Source organism: Amycolatopsis sp. 195334CR, assembly GCF_017309385.1.
Taxonomy (GTDB): domain Bacteria; phylum Actinomycetota; class Actinomycetes; order Mycobacteriales; family Pseudonocardiaceae; genus Amycolatopsis.
Genome location: NZ_JAFJMJ010000002.1, coordinates 2955696 through 2974612 on the forward strand (window position 1 = coordinate 2955696; position 18917 = coordinate 2974612).

The window sequence follows — 18917 nt, forward strand, 5'->3', positions numbered from 1 at the left end:
GCTCAGATCTTTTCCAGCGCCAGCCGGAGACCGAGGGCGATGAGCACGGTGCCGGTCACCCGTTCGAGATTGCGCCGCACCCGCTCGCGGGTGAAGAACTTCCGCGCCATGCCGACGAAAACCGCGATCAGCATGAACCACCCGCCGTCGATGAGCACCTGCAGCGCGGCCAGCGGCAGCGTGGTCAGCAGCACGTCGGAGCCGGGCGGGACGAACTGTGGGTAGAAGGCGAACATGAACACCGCGACCTTGGGGTTGACCAGATTGGTCAGCAGTCCCGAAAGCGCGGCGCGGCGCCAGTTCTGCCGGACCGCGGCCTCGTCCACCGGCAGTTCCGCGGCGGGGTGCCGGGAGGCCAGCCAGGCCTGCACCCCGAGCACCACCAGCACGACGGCACCGGCGACGCGGAGCACGGTGTACGCGGCCTCGCTCGCGGCGACCAGCGCGGCCACGCCCGCCGCGGCGGCCACCGCCCAGGCGAGCAGGCCGGCTTCGATGCCGAGCACCACGGGCAGCGCCGAGCGCGCACCGCCGAGCGCCGCCCGCCGGATCACCAGTGCCGTGGTGGGACCGGGCACCATCGCGCCCAGGGTCACCGCGAGCACGAAACCACCGAGATTCGACCAAGTCATGCGCGCAGTATCGCACAACACGACCGGGCGAATCTTGGCCGGGGAACCAGCAGGCCGGAACTGACCGGAATGCGCCGAAATCGTCGGAACGCTGCTTCGGCGCGCCCTTTTCCAGAGCAACGGACGGGATCAATGCAAGCGCACGACACAGCGCCCGTGACCGGGCACAACTCTTGCCCGCCAAGCGAAAGCGAGCGGGTGCTCACGCCGGCGGAGCAGGTCGTCCAGACCACCCGCGGCCGGATAGACGAAATCGACGACCAGATCATCGGCCTGATCGAGCAACGCCGGAAACTGTCCACCGAAATCCAGTCCGCGCGGCTCGGCGCGGGCGGAACGAAGATTTCCTACGGCCGCGAGAACGTGGTGATCGGCCGTTATTCCCGGGAACTGGGCAAACCGGGCAGGGTGCTCAGCCTGGCCATTCTGGAAGTGTGCCGCGGCGCGCTGGACAGGGCGGCGCGCCGCCCGTCGGACAGCTGATCGATGACCGAACTGCGGCGGTTCCAGGTGCTGGTGGCCGGTGCCACGGTGTCCAACTTCGGCGGTTACCTGAACATGGTGGCGCTGAACCTGTTCGTGCTGGAGCGCACCGGCAGCGCGGTGAGCATGGGCCTGTTCATGACGCTCCGGCTCGCCGCCGGGTTCGCCGCCGGGCTGGCCGGTGGCACGGTGGCCGCCCGGCTGCCGCGCAAGCCGGTGCTGATCGCCTGCGACCTCGGCCAGGCGGCGGCGTTGCTCGCGCTGGTCGCGGCGACCGCGGGCGGCGGGGACTCCGGGCTGGTGCTGCTGCCGGTGGTGGCGGTGGCCACCGGGCTGCTCGGCAACACCACGGTGGTGCTGTTGCGCAGCAGCGTGCCGGACCTGGTCGGCGCGGCGAACCGGATGCGGGCCAACGGCATGCTGGTGACCGGCCGCGCGATCGCGATGACCGCGGGCTTCGCCACCGGCGGGGTGCTCGTGGCCGCGCTGGGCTACCACGCCGCGTTCGTGATCGACGCGGTCACCTTCGGCGTGTCCGCCGCGACCGTCGCGGTGCTGGCGCTGGCGTTCCCCGCGCCGTCGAAGGCGACCGCGCCGCGGGCGGGCGCACCGGTCCGCCGGTGGGCGCGGGTGGCCGGACTGGCGGCCGTGCCGCCGGTGCTGGCCATTCTCGGCATCCGGGCCTTGGACGCGTTCGGGTCCGCCTCGCACAACGTGGGGGTGCCGGTGTTCGCCTCGCAGGTGATGCCGGCGAATCCGGCGACGTTGGCCGGCTGGTTCCTGGCCACCTGGGCGGTCGGACTGCTCGGCGCGCACCAGGTGGTGCAGCGCCTGCACCGGGACCGCGAGTCCCGGCACGACGAGCGCGCGTTCGCCGCGGGCACCTGCGCCATGTCCGCGGCGTTCGTGCTCGCCTTCGCCCTGCCGTGGCCGTGGTTGCTGGTCACCGCGCTCGTCGCCGGGATCGCCGACGGCTACACCGAGATCACCTACACCACCCGGCTGCAGGCCGAACCCGATCCGGACCGCGCTCACTACTTCGGCTTCGCCGCGGTCGCGGAGAACGTCGGCCTCGGCGCCGGGCTGCTGGCCGCGGCGGCGCTGACCGGGCTCTGGCCGGTGGTCGCGGTGGCCGGGCTGATGCACGGCCTGGTGCTCGTCGTGGCGATCGCCTGCGTCGCGGCCGGGGTGCTGGGCAAACGCGGGCGCACCGAAGCCGCCGACGCCGTGGGAGAACGCTGACGTGGACCTGATGACCGAGTTGCTGGCGCATCCGCTGGTGCACGACGCCGCGCTGGAGGACCGGCCCCGGCCGGACGGCGGCGCGGGCCGGGTGCTGCACGTGGTGCCCGCGCCCGGGGTCGACCCGGCCGAGACGCGGCGGGCGGCCGCCGGTCTCGCGCTGTCACCCGGCAGCCCGCTGCTGATCAGCGTGCTGAGCCGGATTCCCCGTGACCACAACGGAAAGCCGGACACGGTGAAGCTCGCCGCGCTGCCGATCGCGATGTCGGCGGGCGCGCCGGTGCCCGCCGAACCGCCGGTGGCCCTTCCGCCCGCCGAAGCCGCACCGCCGGAGCAGCCGGTCGATCGGCACGCGCCGTCCTCCCACGTCCGCACCGGCGCACCCCTGGTCGAACCGGGTGACCCGGCGACCGTGCGCGAGGCGATGCTCCGTGCCGCCGAACGGTGGCCGGAGCGCGGCGTGACCGTCGTCGACGACCGGGGGACGCGGCTGGTCACCTTCCCCGAACTGCTCCGCCGTGCCCGGTGCGCGCTGAGCGGGCTGCGCACCGCGGGCATCGAGCCCGGCGACGCGGTGATCCTGCACTGCGACGATCTGGAACAGCATTTCGTCGCGTTGTGGGCCTGCCTGCTCGGCGGTTTCCACGCGGTGGCGGTGGCCCCGGCCGCGGACTACGGCGAACGCAACCCGGTGCTGGACAAGTTCGAGCACGCCTGGCGCGCGCTCGGTGAACCGGTGGTGCTCTCCGGCGGCGGACTCGCTCCGGCACTGCGGGACTTCGCCGCCCGGCACGGTTTCGGCGGTGTCGTGGTGCTCGACGTCGCCGGGTGCGAAGGCGGCGAACCGGCCGAACTCGGCCCGGCGCCGGCCCCGGAGGACGTGGCGATCCTGCAGCTGTCCTCCGGCAGCACCGGAGTGGCCAAGGTGATCCCGCTGACCCATCGCGGCATCGTGCGCTACGGCCAGGACGCCAGGGCGGCCAGCCGGATGCGCACCGGCGACGTTTTTGCCAACTGGCTGCCGCTGGACCACGTCGGCGGCGTGGTGATGTACCACCTCGGCCCGCTCGTGCTCGGCTGCGGCACCGTGCACACGCCGACCGCGCGGGTGCTGGCCGAGCCGCTGCGCTGGCTCGACCTGCTCCACGAGCACCGCGCCCAGCATTCGTGGGCGCCGAACTTCGGCTTCCGCCTGCTGGCCGACGCACTGGCCGGGCACGAGGGCGGGCGGTGGGACCTCAGCGCGGTCCGCACCCTCACCGACGCCGGGGAGCAGTGCACCGGGCCGGTGCTGGACGCGTTCCTGCGCGCGGTGACCCCGTTCGGCCTCGACCCGGGCGCGCTGGTGCTGGCCTGGGGCATGGCCGAGACGTGCACCGCGCTGACCTTCGAGTGGTACGGCCGGGACGCGGTGCAGCACGTCCGCGACGCCCGGCCGGGGGTGGTGCTGCACCTGGCCGAGCGCCCCGGCCCCGGCACCACGACCTTTCTCAGCATGGGCGCACCGGCCCCCGGCAACGAGATCCGGATCGCCGGGCCCGACGGCGCCACCCTGCCCGAACTGCGGATCGGCAGGCTGCTGGTGCGCTCGGACCGGGTGCTGCCGGGGTATCGCGACAATCCGGCGGCCGACGAGGCGGCCTTCCCCGGCGACGGCTGGTTCGACACCGGGGACCTCGGTTTTGTCGTCGGCGGCAAGCTGACCATCACCGGGCGGGCCAAGGAAATCCTGATCGTCAACGGCGTGCACCACTTCTGCCACGAGATCGAAGCGCTGGCCGGGACGGCGACCGGGGTGCGTGCCGGGCTGGTGGCGGCCTTCGGCGTCCCGGCCGCCAGCGGTACCGAACGTCCCGCGCTGGTCTACGTACCCGACGGCACGGCGAACGCGGCGACCGGCGACGAGATCCGGGGGCTGCTGGCCACCCGCCTCGGCCTGACCGCCCCCCTGCTGGTGCCGATCCCCGAGTCCGCCTTCGAACGCACCACCAGCGGCAAGATCCGGCGCGCCGAGATGCGGGCCCGCCTGCTGGCCGGCGCCTACGGGACCACGCCGGCCGCACCGCCGTCGTACGCTCACCGTCCGGAATGGACACCTCGCGCGTTCACCCGCGGCAGCTCCGGCGCGGTGCTGGCGATCGCCGACGGCCGCGGCCTGGTGGACCGGCTGGCCGGGCTGCGCGCCGGGATCACCGTGCTCCGCCCGGGAGAGCCGCTTCCGGCTGCCCCACCGCCGACCGTGCTGCTCGCTCCCTCCACTGTGGACGAAGAGGTGCCACAGGCGCTCGACCTGTTCCGCGCGCTCGCCGCGGCCGGGTGGACGGGCACGCTGGTGGTGGTCACGGCCGGGGTCTTCCGGATCACCGGTGCCGAAGCGCCCGGCTGGCCCGCCGCGCTGCTCGCCGGGCTCGCCGACGGCTTCGCGGCCGATCGGACCGGCGTCCGCGCGTGGCAGCTCGACCTGGCCGGTACCGATCTCGACGTGGACGCCGGGCGCGTGGCCGAGGCACTCACCTGGCAGCATTCGGAGCCCGTGGTCGCCTGGCGCGGTGACCTTCCCGTCACCCGGGTACTGGTCCCCGTCGCGCTGACCGGGACCGGGCCGGGCATCGAGCCGGGCAGCCGCTGGCTGGTCACCGGCGGGCACGGCGGACTCGGCCGCGTGGTGGTGGACGACCTGCGCCGGTCCGGGGTGCAGCTGCTCGTCACCGGCCGCTCCCCCGCACCGCCCGAACTCCGCGACGTGCGCTCCGCCGTCGTCGATGTCCGTGACCTCGACGCACTGGAAACCGCGGTCGCCGCCGCCGAGCGCGACTGGGGCGCACCGCTGGACGGCGTGCTCCACCTCGCCGGGAGCTTCGACTCGGCGCCCGTCACCGAGCTGACCGCTGAGGCCTTCGACGCCGCGACCGGCGCGAAGGTGGCCGGAGCGCGCAACGCCGCCGAGCTGCACCGGGCCCGGCCGGGCAGCAGGCTGGTGCTCGTTTCCTCGCTGCTGGCACGATTCCCGGCCGCCTCGACCGGTGCGTACATCGCGGCGAACCGGTTCGCCGAAGCGCTCGCCGACCACGTCGGCGCGCACTGCCTGGTCTGGCCGGTGGTGCGCGACACCGGTGTCAGCGCGGGAGACGCCGCCCTCGACCGGGTGCACCGGCGGCGCATGCGCTCGGTGAACCGCGAAGACGTGCCCACGTTGACCACCGCGGCCCTGCGCCTCCCACCGGGCCCGGTGCTGTTCGGCGTCGACCACGGCGCACCGCTCGCGCGGCAGGCGGCGGATCCGCCGTGGGCACTGGAAACCGTGGCAGGCCGGGAAACCGACGCCTACGGAGTTCCGCTCCCGCCACCCGCCGAGACCGCGGCCCCGGCGCCCGTCCGGGTCGGGCGGGACTCGCTCGGGCCGGCCCGCCAGGTGCGCGAGGCCCTGCGCGAGGTGCTGCCCGGCGGCATCGATCCGGTCACTCCGTTCCACGAAGCCGGGCTCGGCTCGGTGGAACTGGTGCGGCTGCACGACCGACTGCGGCGGGCACTCGGCCGCGACCTGCCGCTGACCGCGTTGTTCGAGCACGCGTCGGAGGCCGCGCTGGTGCGCTACCTGGCCGGCAGCACGAACGGCCACCACGCCCCGGCGGCCGCGGTTCGCCCGGCCGGCGGCCGGATCGCGGTGATCGGCATGGCCGCGCGCTTCCCCGGTGCGTCCACACTGGACCAGTACTGGGCGAACCTGGTCGCCGGGCGGATCAGCCTGCGCCGCTTCTCCCGGCACGAGCTGCTCGCCGCCGGACTGCCCGCCGCACTGGTGGACGACCCCGACTACGTGCCGGTCAGCGGCGCGCTCGACGACATCGCCGGTTTCGACGCGGAGCTGTTCGGGCTCAGCCCGCGCGAAGCGGCGCTGACCGATCCGCAGCAACGGCTCTTCCTCCAGGTCTGCCACGAAGCGCTGGAGCACGGCGGTTACGGGCGCAGCGAGGACGTGGCCGTCTACGCGGGCGGCGGCATGTCGCTGTACAGCCTGCGCAACTACCTGATGGAGCGGTTGGCCGACGTCGACCCCGGTGATCAGCTCGCCGCGCTGCAGGTGACGATCGGCAACCAGCCGGACTTCCTGGCCACGCGGGTGGCCTACCGGCTCGGCCTGACCGGACCGGCGATGAGCGTGCAGACCGCCTGCTCGACCTCGCTGGTCGCGGTGCACCTGGCGGCCCGGTCGCTGCTGGCCGGGGAAACCGGGCTGGCGCTGGCCGGAGCCGCCGCCGTGCACGTGCCGCAGGCCTGCGGGTACCGCTACCAGGAGGGATCGATCCTCTCGCGCACCGGTGCCTGCCGGGCCTTCGACGCCGCCGCGGACGGCACCGTCGGCGGCAACGGCGTCGCCGCGGTGCTGCTGAAGCGGCTCGAAGACGCGCTGGCGGACGGTGACACCGTGCACGCGGTGCTGCTGGGCTCGGCGGTCAACAACGACGGCGCCGCCAAGGCCGGGTACACCGCGCCGGGCGTGGCCGGGCAGACCGCGGTGATCCGGCAGGCGCTGGCCGCCGCCGGGGTGCCGGCGGACTCGATCGGATACCTGGAGGCGCACGGCACCGGGACCGCGATCGGCGACCCGATCGAACTCCGCGCGGTGCGGGCGGTGTTCGGCGAGCGGCCGCACCCGCTGGTGGTCGGCGCGGTGAAACCGAACATCGGGCACCTGGACAGCTGCGCCGGGATGGCCGGGTTGATCAAGACCGTGCTGGCGTTGCGGCACGGACACATCCCGGCGCTGGCCGGACTGGACGAGCCCAATCCCGAACTCGGGCCGATCGGCGACACGATCCGGCTGGCCTCGGGAGAGCCGTGGCCGGTGCCGGGTCCGCGTCGCGCCGGGGTGAGCGCACTGGGTGTGGGCGGCACGAACGCCCACGTGGTGCTCGAACAGCCACCGGCTCCCGTCGCGGTGGCGGAAAGCACTGGGCCGTATGTGATCCCGCTGACCGCCCGGACCTCGGAGGCGCTGCGGGAGCTGGCCGGGCGGCTCGCCGATCGCCTCGCCGACGCGGACCCGCCCCGCGCCGAGGACGTCCTGCGGACGCTGGGATCCGGGCGGCGACTGCGGCCGGCCCGGTTGGTGGTGCGGGCCGAGACCGCGGCCGGGGCGGCCGTCGCGTTGCGCCGGGGTGACGGCGTGCGGGGCGTGGCGCGGCCCGGTCCGGTGGTTTTCGCCTTCTCCGGTCAGGGGTCCGGAAGTGCCGGGGTACCCGGGTGGCTGCGGTCGGACCCGGCCGCGGCCGAGGTGCTCGACCGGTGTGCCGTTCGGCATCGGCGCACCTGGGGCCGGGAGTTGTTCCCCGACGGGGCGCACACGGTGGCGACCCTGCTGCCCGCGCTGACCGCGATCCAGCTGGCGCAGGCGGCCGCGCTGGCCGCGGTGGGCGTGCACCCGGACGTGGTGATCGGCCACAGCGCCGGGGAGTACGCGGCGCTGCACGTGGCCGGTGCGCTGTCCGAAGTGGACGTCATGCAGCTTTCCGCGGTGCGGGGCGGGCTGCTGGAGAACGAGGTCGCCGAGGGCGGGATGCTGGCGGTCGGTGATCCGGCCGCGGCGAACCGGGTCGTCTCGGCGGTTCCGGAGCTGTCCGTGGCCGTCCACAATGGACCGGATCAGGTGGTGCTGGCCGGGCCGCCGGACGCGGTGGCCTCGGCGGCGCGGCTGCTGGCCGAGGACGAGGTGTGGGTCCGGCGCCTGAACGTGCGCCGCGCGTTCCACACCGGCGCGGTCGACCCGGTGCTCGACGAACTGACGCGGCACGCGGCGGCGGTCGAATGGCACCCGCTGCGGCTGCCGTTGCTCGACGGTGCCGGTGCCGTCCGGCACGAACCCGGTGCCCGGCTCGGGGCCGGCCACCTGCGGTCGCACACGCGCGCCCCCGCCCGGTACGGGCCGGGGATCGACGCGCTGGTCGCGGCCGGGTGCACCACCTTCGCCGAACTCGGGCCGGACACCGGCCTGTGCGCGCTCGGCAGGCAGTGGCCGGGTACCGCCTGGCTGCCCGCCGCCCGGCCCGAGGTCGTGGATCGCCTGTTCTGCCAGGGCGCCGCGATCGAGTGGGGGCCGGGTGGCAGGCGGGTGCCGCTGCCCACCTACCCGTTCCAGCTGTCCCGCCATTGGGCCGGTCCCGCAGGAGGTACCCCGCAGATGCCCGCCGACGACACCCTCGAGCAGATCCGCGAGATCCTGGCCAGGCACCTCGGCGAGGACCCGGCGCGCCTGCGGCCCGAGGCCTCCCTGCTCGACCTCGGGGCCGACTCGCTGCTGATGATCACCATGCTGCGGGAGCTGGAAACCCGGTTCTCGGTCCGCATCCCGATGCGGAAGCTCTTCGAGGAACTGGACACCCCGGCCGCCCTCGCCGCCGAGATCGCCGAGCGGCGCCCCGCCCCACCCGCGGCACCCACCGCCGTCCCCGCCGCCGCACCAGTCTCAGCCCCCGCAGCCGACCCCGCCGCGGCGCCAGTTTCAGCCCCCGTCGCCGCACCAGCCTCAGCCCCCGCCGCGGCACCAGCCTCAGCTCCCGCCGCCGCACCCACCCCAGCTCCGGCGGCGATCCCGGCTCCGGCAGCGGTCCCAGCCCCGGTGGCGGTCCCGGCTCCGGCGGCTACCTCGGCCCCCACGCCCGCCACCGCGACGGCACCCGTGCCAGTTCCGGCCCCCGCACCCACGTCGGCACCAGCGGCACCGGCGGCCTCCCAGTCACCCGCGGGCCTCGACGAGCTGGTCAGGAACCAGCTCGCGCTCGTGGACCGGTTCACCAGCCTGATGTCCGAGCAGCTCACCGCGTTCTCCGGCCACACCCCCGCCCCAGTACTCGAACCACAGGTCGCTCCCCTGCCGGCGGCCGAACCGCCCCGGCAACTGGGGCCCCGCGCCGAAGTCGCGGGTACCGGCATGGCCACCGGCCGCCTGAACCCCGGCCAGCAGCGCCACTTCGACGACCTCGTCGAGCGGTACACCCGTCGCACGGCCAAGTCCAAGGAACTGGCCCAGCGTCACCGCGCTCGTCTCGCCGACAGCCGCGCCATCGTCGGCTTCCGGCGCGCCACCAAGGAACTGCTCTACCCCATCACCGCGCGCCAGGCCGCCGGCGCGCACCTCGAGGACATCGACGGCAACACCTACGTCGACATCACCATGGGCTTCGGCACCCTGCTCTTCGGCCACGACCCCGCCTTCCTCACCGAAGCCGTCCGCGCGCACCTCGACAACGGCCTCCGCATGGGCCCGCGCGGTGAGGACGCCGGAGAGGCCGCCGCGCTGCTGTGCGAGCTGACCGGCACCGACCGCGCGGCCTTCGCCAACTCCGGCACCGAGGCCAACGCCGCCGCGTTCCGGCTGGCCCGCGCGCACACCGGACGCGACCTGATCGTGCTCTTCGAGGGCTCCTACCACGGCCATTCCGACCCGGTGCTCGCCCGCTCGGTCCGCGACAACGGCGGCCTGCGCACCGTCCCGGTGTCCAGCGGGGTCCCCGCCGCGGCGGTGGCGGACACGCTCGTGCTGCCCTACGGCGAGCCGTCCTCCCTCGACGAGATCGTCCGTCACGCCGACCGGATCGCCGCGGTCGTCGTCGAACCGGTACCGAGCCGCTTCCCGCTGCGCCGTCCGGTGGAATTCGTCGGCAACCTGCGAGAACTGTGCGACCGGCACGGCATGGTGCTGCTGTTCGACGAGATGCTCACCGGCTTCCGCCCGCACCCGCGCGGCGCGCAGGACCTGTTCGGCGTGCGCCCCGACCTGGCCACCTACGGCAAGGTCATCGGCGGCGGCTACCCGATCGGCGCCATCGCCGGCCGCGCCGACCTGCTGGACCTGGTCGACGGCGGTTTCTGGCGTTACGGCGACGACAGCGTGCCCGAGCGCGAGACCACCTTCTTCGGCGGTACCTACATCCAGCACCCGCTGTCCATGGTCGCCGCCAGGGCGGTGCTCGGCAGGCTCCGCGCGGCCGGGCCCGGCCTGCAGGCGGACCTCAACGCCCGCACCGACCGGCTCGCCGCGACGCTCAACTCCTTCGCCGAGGAGTACGAGTTCCCGGTGCGCGTGGAGCACTTCGGTTCGCTGTTCCGCTTCGCCCACCGCGGCAACCTCGACCTGCTGTTCACCCACCTGATGCTGGAGGGGGTGCACGTCTGGGAGTGGCGGAACTTCTTCCTCTCCACCGCCCACACCGACGCCGACGTCGACCACGTGCTCGACGCCGTCCGCAACTCGCTGCACGACCTCCGCGAAGGCGGCTTCCTGCCCGGCCCCGCGACACCGCCGAAGGCCGTGCGCGCACAACCACCGGCGCCGCGACCGGCCGCCAGGGCGGAAACCGTGCCCGCGCCGGAAATCGGCCGCACCACGCCGGACTTCAGCCTGTACTTCTTCGGCGACTACCCCCGCGACACCCCCGGCGAGAAGTACCGCACGGTGCTCGAAGCGACCGAGTTCGCCGACCGGCACGGGCTGCACGCGGTCTGGCTGCCCGAACGGCACTTCGACTCCTTCGGCGGCATCTTCCCGAACCCGTCGGTGCTGGCCGCCGCGCTGGCCGGGCGGACCAGCCGCGTCCGCCTCAACGCGGGCTGCGCCGTGCTGCCGCTGCACGACCCGATCCGGGTGGCCGAGGAGTGGTCCGTGGTGGACAACCTCTCCGGCGGCCGGATCGGCCTCGGCTGCGCGAGCGGCTGGCACGCCAAGGACTTCGTGCTCGCCCCGGACAACTACGAACGGCACCGCGAGGTGCTCTACGAGAGCATCGACACCATCCGGACGCTGTGGCGCGGCGACCCGGTGACCCGCCGCGCGGGCAACGGTGAACCCGCCGAGGTCCGGCTGTTCCCGCGCCCGGTCCAGGCCGAGCCCGAGTTCTTCACCGCGGTGGTCGGCAATCCCGAGAGCTACCGGCGGGCCGGGGCGGCGGGCATCGGCGTGGTGACCAACCTGATGGCGCAGACCGTCGACCAGCTCGCCGAGAACATCACCCGGTACCGGCGGGCTCGCGCGGACGCCGGGCTGGATCCCCGTGGCGGGCGCGTCGTGCTGTTGCTCCACACCTATCTCGGCACCGACACCGAGCAGGTGCGCGCGGAGGCGTTCGGCCCGTTCTGCGACTACCTCCGCTCCTCACTGGCCCTGTTCGGGCAGCTGACCAACAGCCTCGGCTTCCGCATCGACCTCGACAAGACCCATCCCGAAGACCTCGACTTCCTGCTGCGGCGCGCCTACGACCAGTACTGCGCCGACCGCGCGCTGATCGGCACGCCGGAGGACGCCGAGCCGATCGTGCGCCGGGTGCGCGATCTCGGCGTCGACGAGGTGGCCTGCTTCGTCGACTTCGGCCTGCCGCCGGACCGGATCGTCGCGGCACTCCCGCAGCTCGACCGGCTGCGGCGGAGCTTCACCGACGCCCCCGCGCCCGGCACCCCGCTTTCCCCCGCCGAACAGCGCATCTGGTTCCTCGAACAGGCGTTGCCCGGCAGGCCGACGCACACCGAGTCCCGGCTCGTCCGGCTGCGCGGTGACCTGGACGCCGGCGCGCTGACCGCCGCGGTCGACACCGTGGTCGGCAGGCATCCCGCGCTGCGCTCGGTGTTCCGGTCCGCCCACGGCGAACCCCGCCGGGTGGTGCTCCCCCATCGCCCGGTGGAACTGCCGGTGCTGGACCGGCCGGGCGAAGCGGCGGCCATCGCGGCCGAAGTGGTCGAGGAGGAACGCGCCCGCGGCTTCGACCTCGCGGAAGGGCCGTTGTTCGAGCCGCGGCTGCTCCGGCTCGGCGACGACGACCACCTGCTCGTGCTGCGCATGCACCACCTGGTCGTGGACACCTGGTCGGCTCAGGTGCTGACCAGGGAGATCTCCGCGGCTTACCGCGCACACCAGGAAGGCCGCGAGCCCGAGTTGCCGCCGGTCGCCCCGGTGCCGCCCGCCGCCCCGGAATCCCCGGCGGACCTGGAGTTCTGGCGCGAACTGCTCACCCCGCCGCCGGCCGAACTGGAGCTGCCACTGGCCCGGCCGAGGCCCGCGCGCCCCGGCGGGCGGGGCGCGTCGGCCACCGCCGAACTCGGCCCCGAGCTGACCGCCCGGCTCAAGCGGTACGGCCGGAACTCGCGCGCCACCACGTTCACCGTGCTGCTCGCCGCCTTCGCCGTGGTGCTGCGGCGCTTCGGTGGCCAGTCCGACCTGGTGCTCGGCACCCCGGTGGCGAATCGTCCACAAGGGACGGAGGAGGCGGTCGGCTTCTTCGTCGAAACCCTGCCGCTGCGCCTGAAGATCGACGCCGGTGCCGGGTTCGCCACGCTGGTGCGGTCCGCCCGCGACGTGCTGATGGACGCGCAGGAGCACCGTGCCGTGTCCTTCGGCACGCTCGCCGCCGAGCTCGGCACCCGGGGCAGCCTGCGCAATCCGCTCTTCGACGTGGCCATCGAGTACGACAACGGCGCCGTGTTCGAGTTCGACCTCCCCGGGCTGCGGGCGGAACTGCTGCCGGAGATGGCCGAACGGGCACCGTTCGACCTCACCCTGCTGCTGACCGACACCGGCGAGACCATCCACGCCCGGCTCGCCTACGACGCCGACCTGTTCGACCCGGCCACCGCCGCGCGCGTGCTGGACCACCTGGAGCTGGTGCTCGACACCGCCATCGGTTCCGACCAGCCGATCGCCGAGTTGCCGCCGGTCACCGAGGCGGACACGGCACTGCTGTCGCGCTGGCAGGACGGCGGCCCGCCACCAGCGGGACCGCTGATCGTGCACAAGGGCGCGCGCTGCGGACCGGTCACCGACGAGCACGGCACCACCGCCGGCGCCGACGTGGAACGCCGTGCCGCCGCGGTCACCGCCGCGCTGCGGGCGGCCGGGGTCGGCCGGGGTGACCAGGTGGCGCTGCACCTGCCGCGCGGCGCCGATGCCGTGGCGGCCATGCTCGGCACGGTCCGGGCCGGTGCCGCCTACCTCCCGCTCGATCCGGACCACCCGCCGGCGCGCAAGCGGGAAATCCTCGACCTCGCCAATGTGGGCGCGTTGATCGGCCCCTGGCCGGAGCCCACCGCCGTGCCGGTGCTCGGCATGGCCGACCTGCCGCCCGCCGAGGCAGCCGAGCCCGCCGACCTCACCCCGGAGGACCCGGCCTACGTGCTGTTCACCTCCGGCTCCACCGGCACGCCTAAAGGCGTGGTGGTCCCCCACCGCGCCATCGCCACCACGATCGCCTGGTACGTCGACGGGCTGGGCATCACCGGCGACGACAGGCTGTCGTGGTTCGCCAGTCCCGGGTTCGACGCCGCCGCCGCGGAGACCTGGGCGGCGCTGCGCTCCGGCGCCCCGTTGCACGCCGTGCCGCCCGAGCTGCGCTTCGACGTGCCCGCCCTCCGCGACTGGCTGGTCGCGACGGGCATCACCGTGGCCTCGGTGCCGACCCCGGTCGGAGAGCTGCTGCTCGGCCTCGACTGGCCGGCGGGCACCTCGCTCCGGCACCTGGTGATCGGCGGGGACCGGCTGCGTGTGCACACACCGGCCGGGCTGCCGTTCCGCGCCTGGAACATCTACGGCCCCACCGAAGCGGCCGTGGCCGTCACCTGGGACGAGGTGCGGCCCGATGACGGCAGGGGCGCACCACCGATCGGCCGCCCGGTGCCGGGCACCACCGTCGAGGTGCTCGACGATCACCGGCGCCCGCTGCCGCCCGGCGTGGCCGGGGAGCTGTACCTCGGTGGCCGCCAGCTCGCCAGCGGGTACCTGAACGACCCGGACGAGACCGGCCGCCGGTTCACCGGCGGGCGCTACCGCACCGGTGACGTCGTCCGCTGGGGCGAGGACGGCAAGCTGCGGTTCCTGCACCGGCGGGACCGGCAGGTGCAGATCCGCGGCAACCGCGTGGAGCCCGCCGAGGCCGAGCGGTGCCTGCGCGCGCTGCCCGGGGTCACCGACGCCGCCGTGGTCCCGCGTACCGACGGCGACGGGGAAACCTATCTCGCCGGATACGTGGTGCCGTCGAACGGCGAACTCGACCCGCGACGGTTGGAAGCCGACCTCGGCCGCGTGCTGCCCCGCTACCTGATCCCGGTGAAGTGGTCGACGCTGCCCGCGCTCCCGGTGAACCCGAACGGGAAACTGGATCGCCGGGCGCTGCCCGAACCGGCGGCGCCCCCGGTGGTCAAGGCCGCGCTGTCGCCGCTGACCACCCGGCTCACCGCGATCTGGGCGGACGAACTCGGCGTGCCGGAGGTGTCCCCGGACGCCTCGTTCTTCGAGCTGGGCGGTCATTCGCTCAACGCGGTCCGCCTGCTCAACCGGGTCCGCACCGAAGTCGGCCGCACGCTGGACATCCCGGCGTTCTTCCAGGCGCCGACCGTGCGCGGCATGGCCGACGCGCTGGCCACGGACGCGTTCCCGCTGTCGGTGGCGCAGCTGACCAGGTACCACCGGACGGTGCACGCGGGCGACCCGGCGGTGGCCACCATCGCCGTCCGCCTGCCCCTTCCGTCCGATGTGGACACCACGGCCCTCGCCGCCGCGCTCACCGAGCTCACCGGCCGCCACCCGGCCCTGCGCACCGTCTACCTCACCGACGACGGCGAGGTGCGCCAGCGGGTGCTTCCACCGGTCCCGATCGAACTCCCGCGCGTCGACGGCGGTGAGGAAGCCGTCCGTGCCTGGGCACGCACCCCGTTCGACCTGACCGGCGGCACCGGGTTCCGGGCCGCGGTGACCGCCGCTCCGGAACTCCTGCTCGCGCTGCACCACGGCATCGCCGACGGCTGGTCGCTGGCGAACCTGGGCACCGAACTCGGTGAGCTGTACCGCGCGGCGAGCACCGGCACGACCGCCCGGCTGCCGGTGCCCGCCGCCGACTACGCCGATTTCGTCACCTGGGAACGGCAGTACCTGGCCAATCCCGCCACGCGCGCCCGCGTCCGCGACTGGGCGGAGGGGCATCGCGCGGTACCCGGCCCGAGTTCCCTGCCGCCGGACGACCTCGGCCCGGCGGCTCCGGGCCCGGACGCCGGGGACGAGTACACCGTGCCGTTGCCCGCGGCGGTCGTCACCTCGGCCACCGCACTCGGCACGGCCGCCGGCTGCACCACGTACCCGGTGTTCGCCGCCGCCTTCGCGGCCTACATCGCGCAGCTGACCGGCGTCCCGGCGCTGGCGGCGGGGTCGGCCGTGGTCAACCGCCCCGACGACCGCTTCGAGCACGTGACCGGACTGTTCGCGCAGATGTCGTGGCTGATCGTGCCCGTCGAGGGCGTCTCGACCTTCACCGAGCTGGTCGGCCGGGCCGCGCAGGCGACCCGGGACCTGCTCGCCCTGCAGTCCGTGCCGGGCAGCGTGCTGGCCACCGCGCTCGGCGGTGCCTTCGATGGCGTCGCACCCCGGCTCGGATTCGGCATGCAGAGCACCGATCCGATGAGCCTGCGACTACCCGGCGCGCGGCCGGCGGTCGCTTCGGAGATTCCGCTCGGCGTGTCCCGCACCGAGCAGACCTGGGTGGTCACGCCCGGGGAGCCGGGCTGGTCGCTGACCGTCGAGTACGCCACCGGCCGGTTCCAGCGGCAGCGGATCGAGGCACTGGTGGCCGGGTACCTGGACCTGCTCGACCGCCTGCTGGCCGATCCGTCGGCCGATCCCGCCACCGCGCTGGTGCCGGAGGTGGCGAGATGAGCACCGCCGTCGCCGGTCGCCTGCTGCGCGAACTGTTCGAGGTCCGCCGCCTCCATCCCGGCGCGGCGCCCTGCCCGGACCCCGCGTCGGACTGCTGCGTGCGCGCGCACCTGCCGGTGGTGCTGCCGCCGGTGGCCGACGGCCGCCCGGTGACCTGCGTGCTGCCCGCGTTCCCGGCCAAGAGCCCCAGTCCGCGCAAGGTGCTCGGCCCCCACCCCGACCTCGCCGAGGAGCAGGGACTGCGGTTCCTGCACCAGCTCTGCCTGCGCCTCGGCGAGGTGCACCCGCCGGGGGTGCGCGTGGTGATCTGCTCGGACGGCCGGGTCTTCAGCGATGTCGTGGGGGTGTCCGATGAGGACGTGGAGACCTACCGCGGCGAGCTGGAGGCGATGATCAGCCGCCTCGGGCTCCACACGCTTTCGGTGTTCTGCCTGGAAGACGCCCTGCCCGGGCTGAGCTACGACCGGATGCGCGAGGTGCTGGCCCGCGACCACGCCGAGCCGCTGGGCGCGGTACGGACGCGGGTGCTCACCGATCCGGAGAGCAAGCTGCTGTTCAACGGCATCCACCGGTTCCTCACCGAGGACCGCGCCGCCGTCGAGCCGCTGCGCAGCCGCAGCTGGCTCCGGCGCGACTGCAAGGATCGCGCCTACCGCCTGATCCAGCGGTCGGCGGCGTGGGGCGGGCTGGTGGCCGAGCGCTTCCCCGGTGCGGTCCGGCTGTCCATCCACCCGCAGGCGCCGCACGCGCCCAAGATCGGCGTGCTGCTGTCCGACCAGCCGCGCGAAAGCTGGCTCACCCCGTGGCACTCGGTCTGCGTGCGAACCGGTGACGGCTACCGCTTCCTGCACCGCCACGACGCCGAAGCACTGGGGGCGCGGCTGGTCCTGGCCGACGGCAGGCCGAGCCACTACGACCTGCGCCGGAGCGCGCCGGACACCCCGGCCGCCGCCGTCTCCGCACCCGGAGGGAACCCATGAGCCAGCCGGTCGTCTACGCCAACGAAGAGGTCCGCGCCCAGGCCGCCGCGTTGCCCGTGCTGGCCACCGCGCTCGACTGGGCCGAGCAGTACCTCTCCGCCCCGCACCCGGACCTCGGCAGGCCGGGCGTGGTCTGCCCGTACGTGCGGTTCTCCCTGCGCCACAACACACTGTGGTTCACCGAAGTGCCCGCGGCCACCGAGAACGCGGCGCGGCTCGACGCACGGCTGACCGAACTGGCCACCGTGTTCACCGGCCTCGACCCGGTGGAAGCCGACCGCGCCACCGAGAAGGCACTGGTCATCGCCTTCCCGGGGCTGCCCGCCGAGCAGGCCCCCGACCTGCTCGGCGGCATGCTCCGGCGGCTCAAGCCCGCCTTCGTCGAGGACGGGCTGATGCTGGGCCCGGTCTTCCCCGGCAACGAGATCCCCGGCGCGCACAACCCGGATTTCCGGCCCATGCGCGGCCCGGTCCCGCTGGTCGCGCTGCGCGTGCTGATGGAGACCGATCTGCCGTTCCTGGACCGCCCCATTGACCCGCCGCACCTGCGCGCCCGGTATCTGCGCGCCTACCTGACCCGGCTCGGCGCGGGGATTTCCCCGTCTCGCCGGGAAAAAGCTGAGCACACCCTGGCGAGCCTGGAAGTGGAGGCGGAGCTGAGATGACCGGCGCGACCCTGCACGAGGTGTTCACCGACGCCCTCGGTTTCGACCCGTCCTCCCCCGGGTTCCGCGACGACCCCTACCGGCACTACGCGCGCCTGCGCGACCGGGACCCGGTGCACCGCGGGTCCGCCGGGTTCTGGGTGGTCAGCGCGTACGACAAGTGCGTGGCGGTGCTGGCCGACCCGCGCTTCGGCCACCCGCAGGGCCGTCCGGTGCACACCCCGGACGCGCTGCTCGGCGGTTCGGCCGACCAGGACAACTTCCTCCTGTTCATGAATCCGCCGCAGCACACGCGGGTACGCGCGGCCGTGCGCCAGGTTTTCGCGCCCTCCCTGGTCAACCGGCTGCGCCCCTACGTCGAGCGGGAGACCGAGCGCCTGCTCGACGCCGCGTTCGCCGCACCGGAGTTCGACCTCATCGGTTCGCTCGCCCATCCGCTGTCGCTGGCCACGATCTGCGAACTGCTCGGCGTGCCCGACGGTGACCGTCCCATGGTGATGGCGGCCGCGCAGGACTTCCTCGCCGGCATCGACCCGACCTTCACCCTGTCCGAGGAACGCGGCGCGCGACGCGACGCCGCACTGGCCACTTTGGACGAATACTTCGGCGACCTGCTGGCCCGCAAACGCGAGGATCCCGCCGAGGACCTGCTCAGCGCGCTCGCCACGCTCGACGACCTGGACCCCAGGGAGCTGCGCGGCACCGGGATCCTGATGTTCATCGCCGGGCACGGCACCACCACCAACCTGATCGGCAACGGCACCCTCGCCCTGATCCGCCACCCCGCCCAGCGGGAGCAGTTCCTCGCCGACCCCGCGATCGCGGTGACCGCGCTGGAGGAACTGCTGCGCTTCGACGCCCCGTCGCAGCTCACCGTGCGGACCGCGCTGGAGGACGTCGAGCTCGGCGGGCACCGGATCGCCGAAGGCGAGCAGGTGCTGGTGCTGCGCGGGGCGGCCAACCACGACCCGGCCCGGTTCAGCGAGCCCGGCGAGCTCGACCTGACCAGGCCGGACAACAAGCACCTCGCCTTCGGCTCCGGCATCCACCGCTGCCTCGGCGCTCCGCTGGCCCGCATGGAAGGCGGCCTGGCTTTGCGCGCGTTGCTCACCAGGGCACCCGACCTCGCCGTGCGCCCCGGCTCACTGTCCTATCGCGACAGTTTGCTCATCCGCGGCCTGACCGCGCTGCCGGTCACCGCCGGCCGCTGACCACCCCGAGGAAAGGACCA

General features: G+C 74.1%; 7 protein-coding genes. 6 read left to right on the forward strand and 1 reads right to left on the reverse strand.

The features are described 5' to 3' along the window. Positions 1 to 2 precede the first annotated feature (2 nt). Complete coding sequence (locus tag JYK18_RS36575; protein ID WP_206807973.1) at positions 3 to 632, reverse strand: LysE family translocator; 630 nt, start codon at positions 630 to 632, stop codon at positions 3 to 5. A 156-nt stretch (positions 633 to 788) separates the two neighbouring features. Between JYK18_RS36575 and JYK18_RS36580 the strand changes: the two genes are divergently transcribed. Genes JYK18_RS36580 through JYK18_RS36605 form a run of 6 tightly spaced genes read left to right on the forward strand, consistent with a single transcriptional unit; the run spans position 789 to position 18897 of the window. Beyond that, the gene (locus tag JYK18_RS36580) at positions 789 to 1115 is read left to right on the forward strand and encodes a chorismate mutase (protein WP_206807974.1); all 327 of its coding nucleotides are present in this window, start codon (positions 789 to 791) and stop codon (positions 1113 to 1115) included. Positions 1116 to 1118: 3 nt separating this feature from the next. Continuing rightward, positions 1119 to 2357: an MFS transporter gene (locus tag JYK18_RS36585; RefSeq protein WP_206807975.1), complete on the forward strand. Its 1239-nt coding sequence runs from the start codon at positions 1119 to 1121 to the stop codon at positions 2355 to 2357. A gap of 10 nt (positions 2358 to 2367) precedes the next feature. Continuing rightward, positions 2368 to 16041: a non-ribosomal peptide synthetase/type I polyketide synthase gene (locus tag JYK18_RS36590; protein WP_206807976.1), complete on the forward strand. Its 13674-nt coding sequence runs from the start codon at positions 2368 to 2370 to the stop codon at positions 16039 to 16041. Then, positions 16038 to 17021: an isocyanide synthase family protein gene (locus JYK18_RS36595; protein ID WP_206807977.1), complete on the forward strand. Its 984-nt coding sequence runs from the start codon at positions 16038 to 16040 to the stop codon at positions 17019 to 17021. The genes JYK18_RS36590 and JYK18_RS36595 overlap by 4 nt, the downstream gene beginning before the upstream one ends. Beyond that, complete coding sequence (locus JYK18_RS36600) at positions 17018 to 17686, forward strand: DUF6875 domain-containing protein (RefSeq protein WP_206807978.1); 669 nt, start codon at positions 17018 to 17020, stop codon at positions 17684 to 17686. Before JYK18_RS36595 ends, JYK18_RS36600 begins: the two co-directional genes overlap by 4 nt. After that, complete coding sequence (locus JYK18_RS36605) at positions 17683 to 18897, forward strand: cytochrome P450 (protein WP_206807979.1); 1215 nt, start codon at positions 17683 to 17685, stop codon at positions 18895 to 18897. The genes JYK18_RS36600 and JYK18_RS36605 overlap by 4 nt, the downstream gene beginning before the upstream one ends. Positions 18898 to 18917: the final 20 nt, after the last annotated feature.

Coding starts and splice junctions, on each gene's coding strand:
- JYK18_RS36575 (WP_206807973.1), bottom strand. CDS start 632: ATGACTTGGTCGAATCTCGGTGGTTTCGTGCTCGCGGTGACCCTGGGC.
- JYK18_RS36585 (WP_206807975.1), top strand. CDS start 1,119: ATGACCGAACTGCGGCGGTTCCAGGTGCTGGTGGCCGGTGCCACGGTG.
- JYK18_RS36590 (WP_206807976.1), top strand. CDS start 2,368: ATGACCGAGTTGCTGGCGCATCCGCTGGTGCACGACGCCGCGCTGGAG.
- JYK18_RS36595 (WP_206807977.1), top strand. CDS start 16,038: ATGAGCACCGCCGTCGCCGGTCGCCTGCTGCGCGAACTGTTCGAGGTC.
- JYK18_RS36600 (WP_206807978.1), top strand. CDS start 17,018: ATGAGCCAGCCGGTCGTCTACGCCAACGAAGAGGTCCGCGCCCAGGCC.
- JYK18_RS36605 (WP_206807979.1), top strand. CDS start 17,683: ATGACCGGCGCGACCCTGCACGAGGTGTTCACCGACGCCCTCGGTTTC.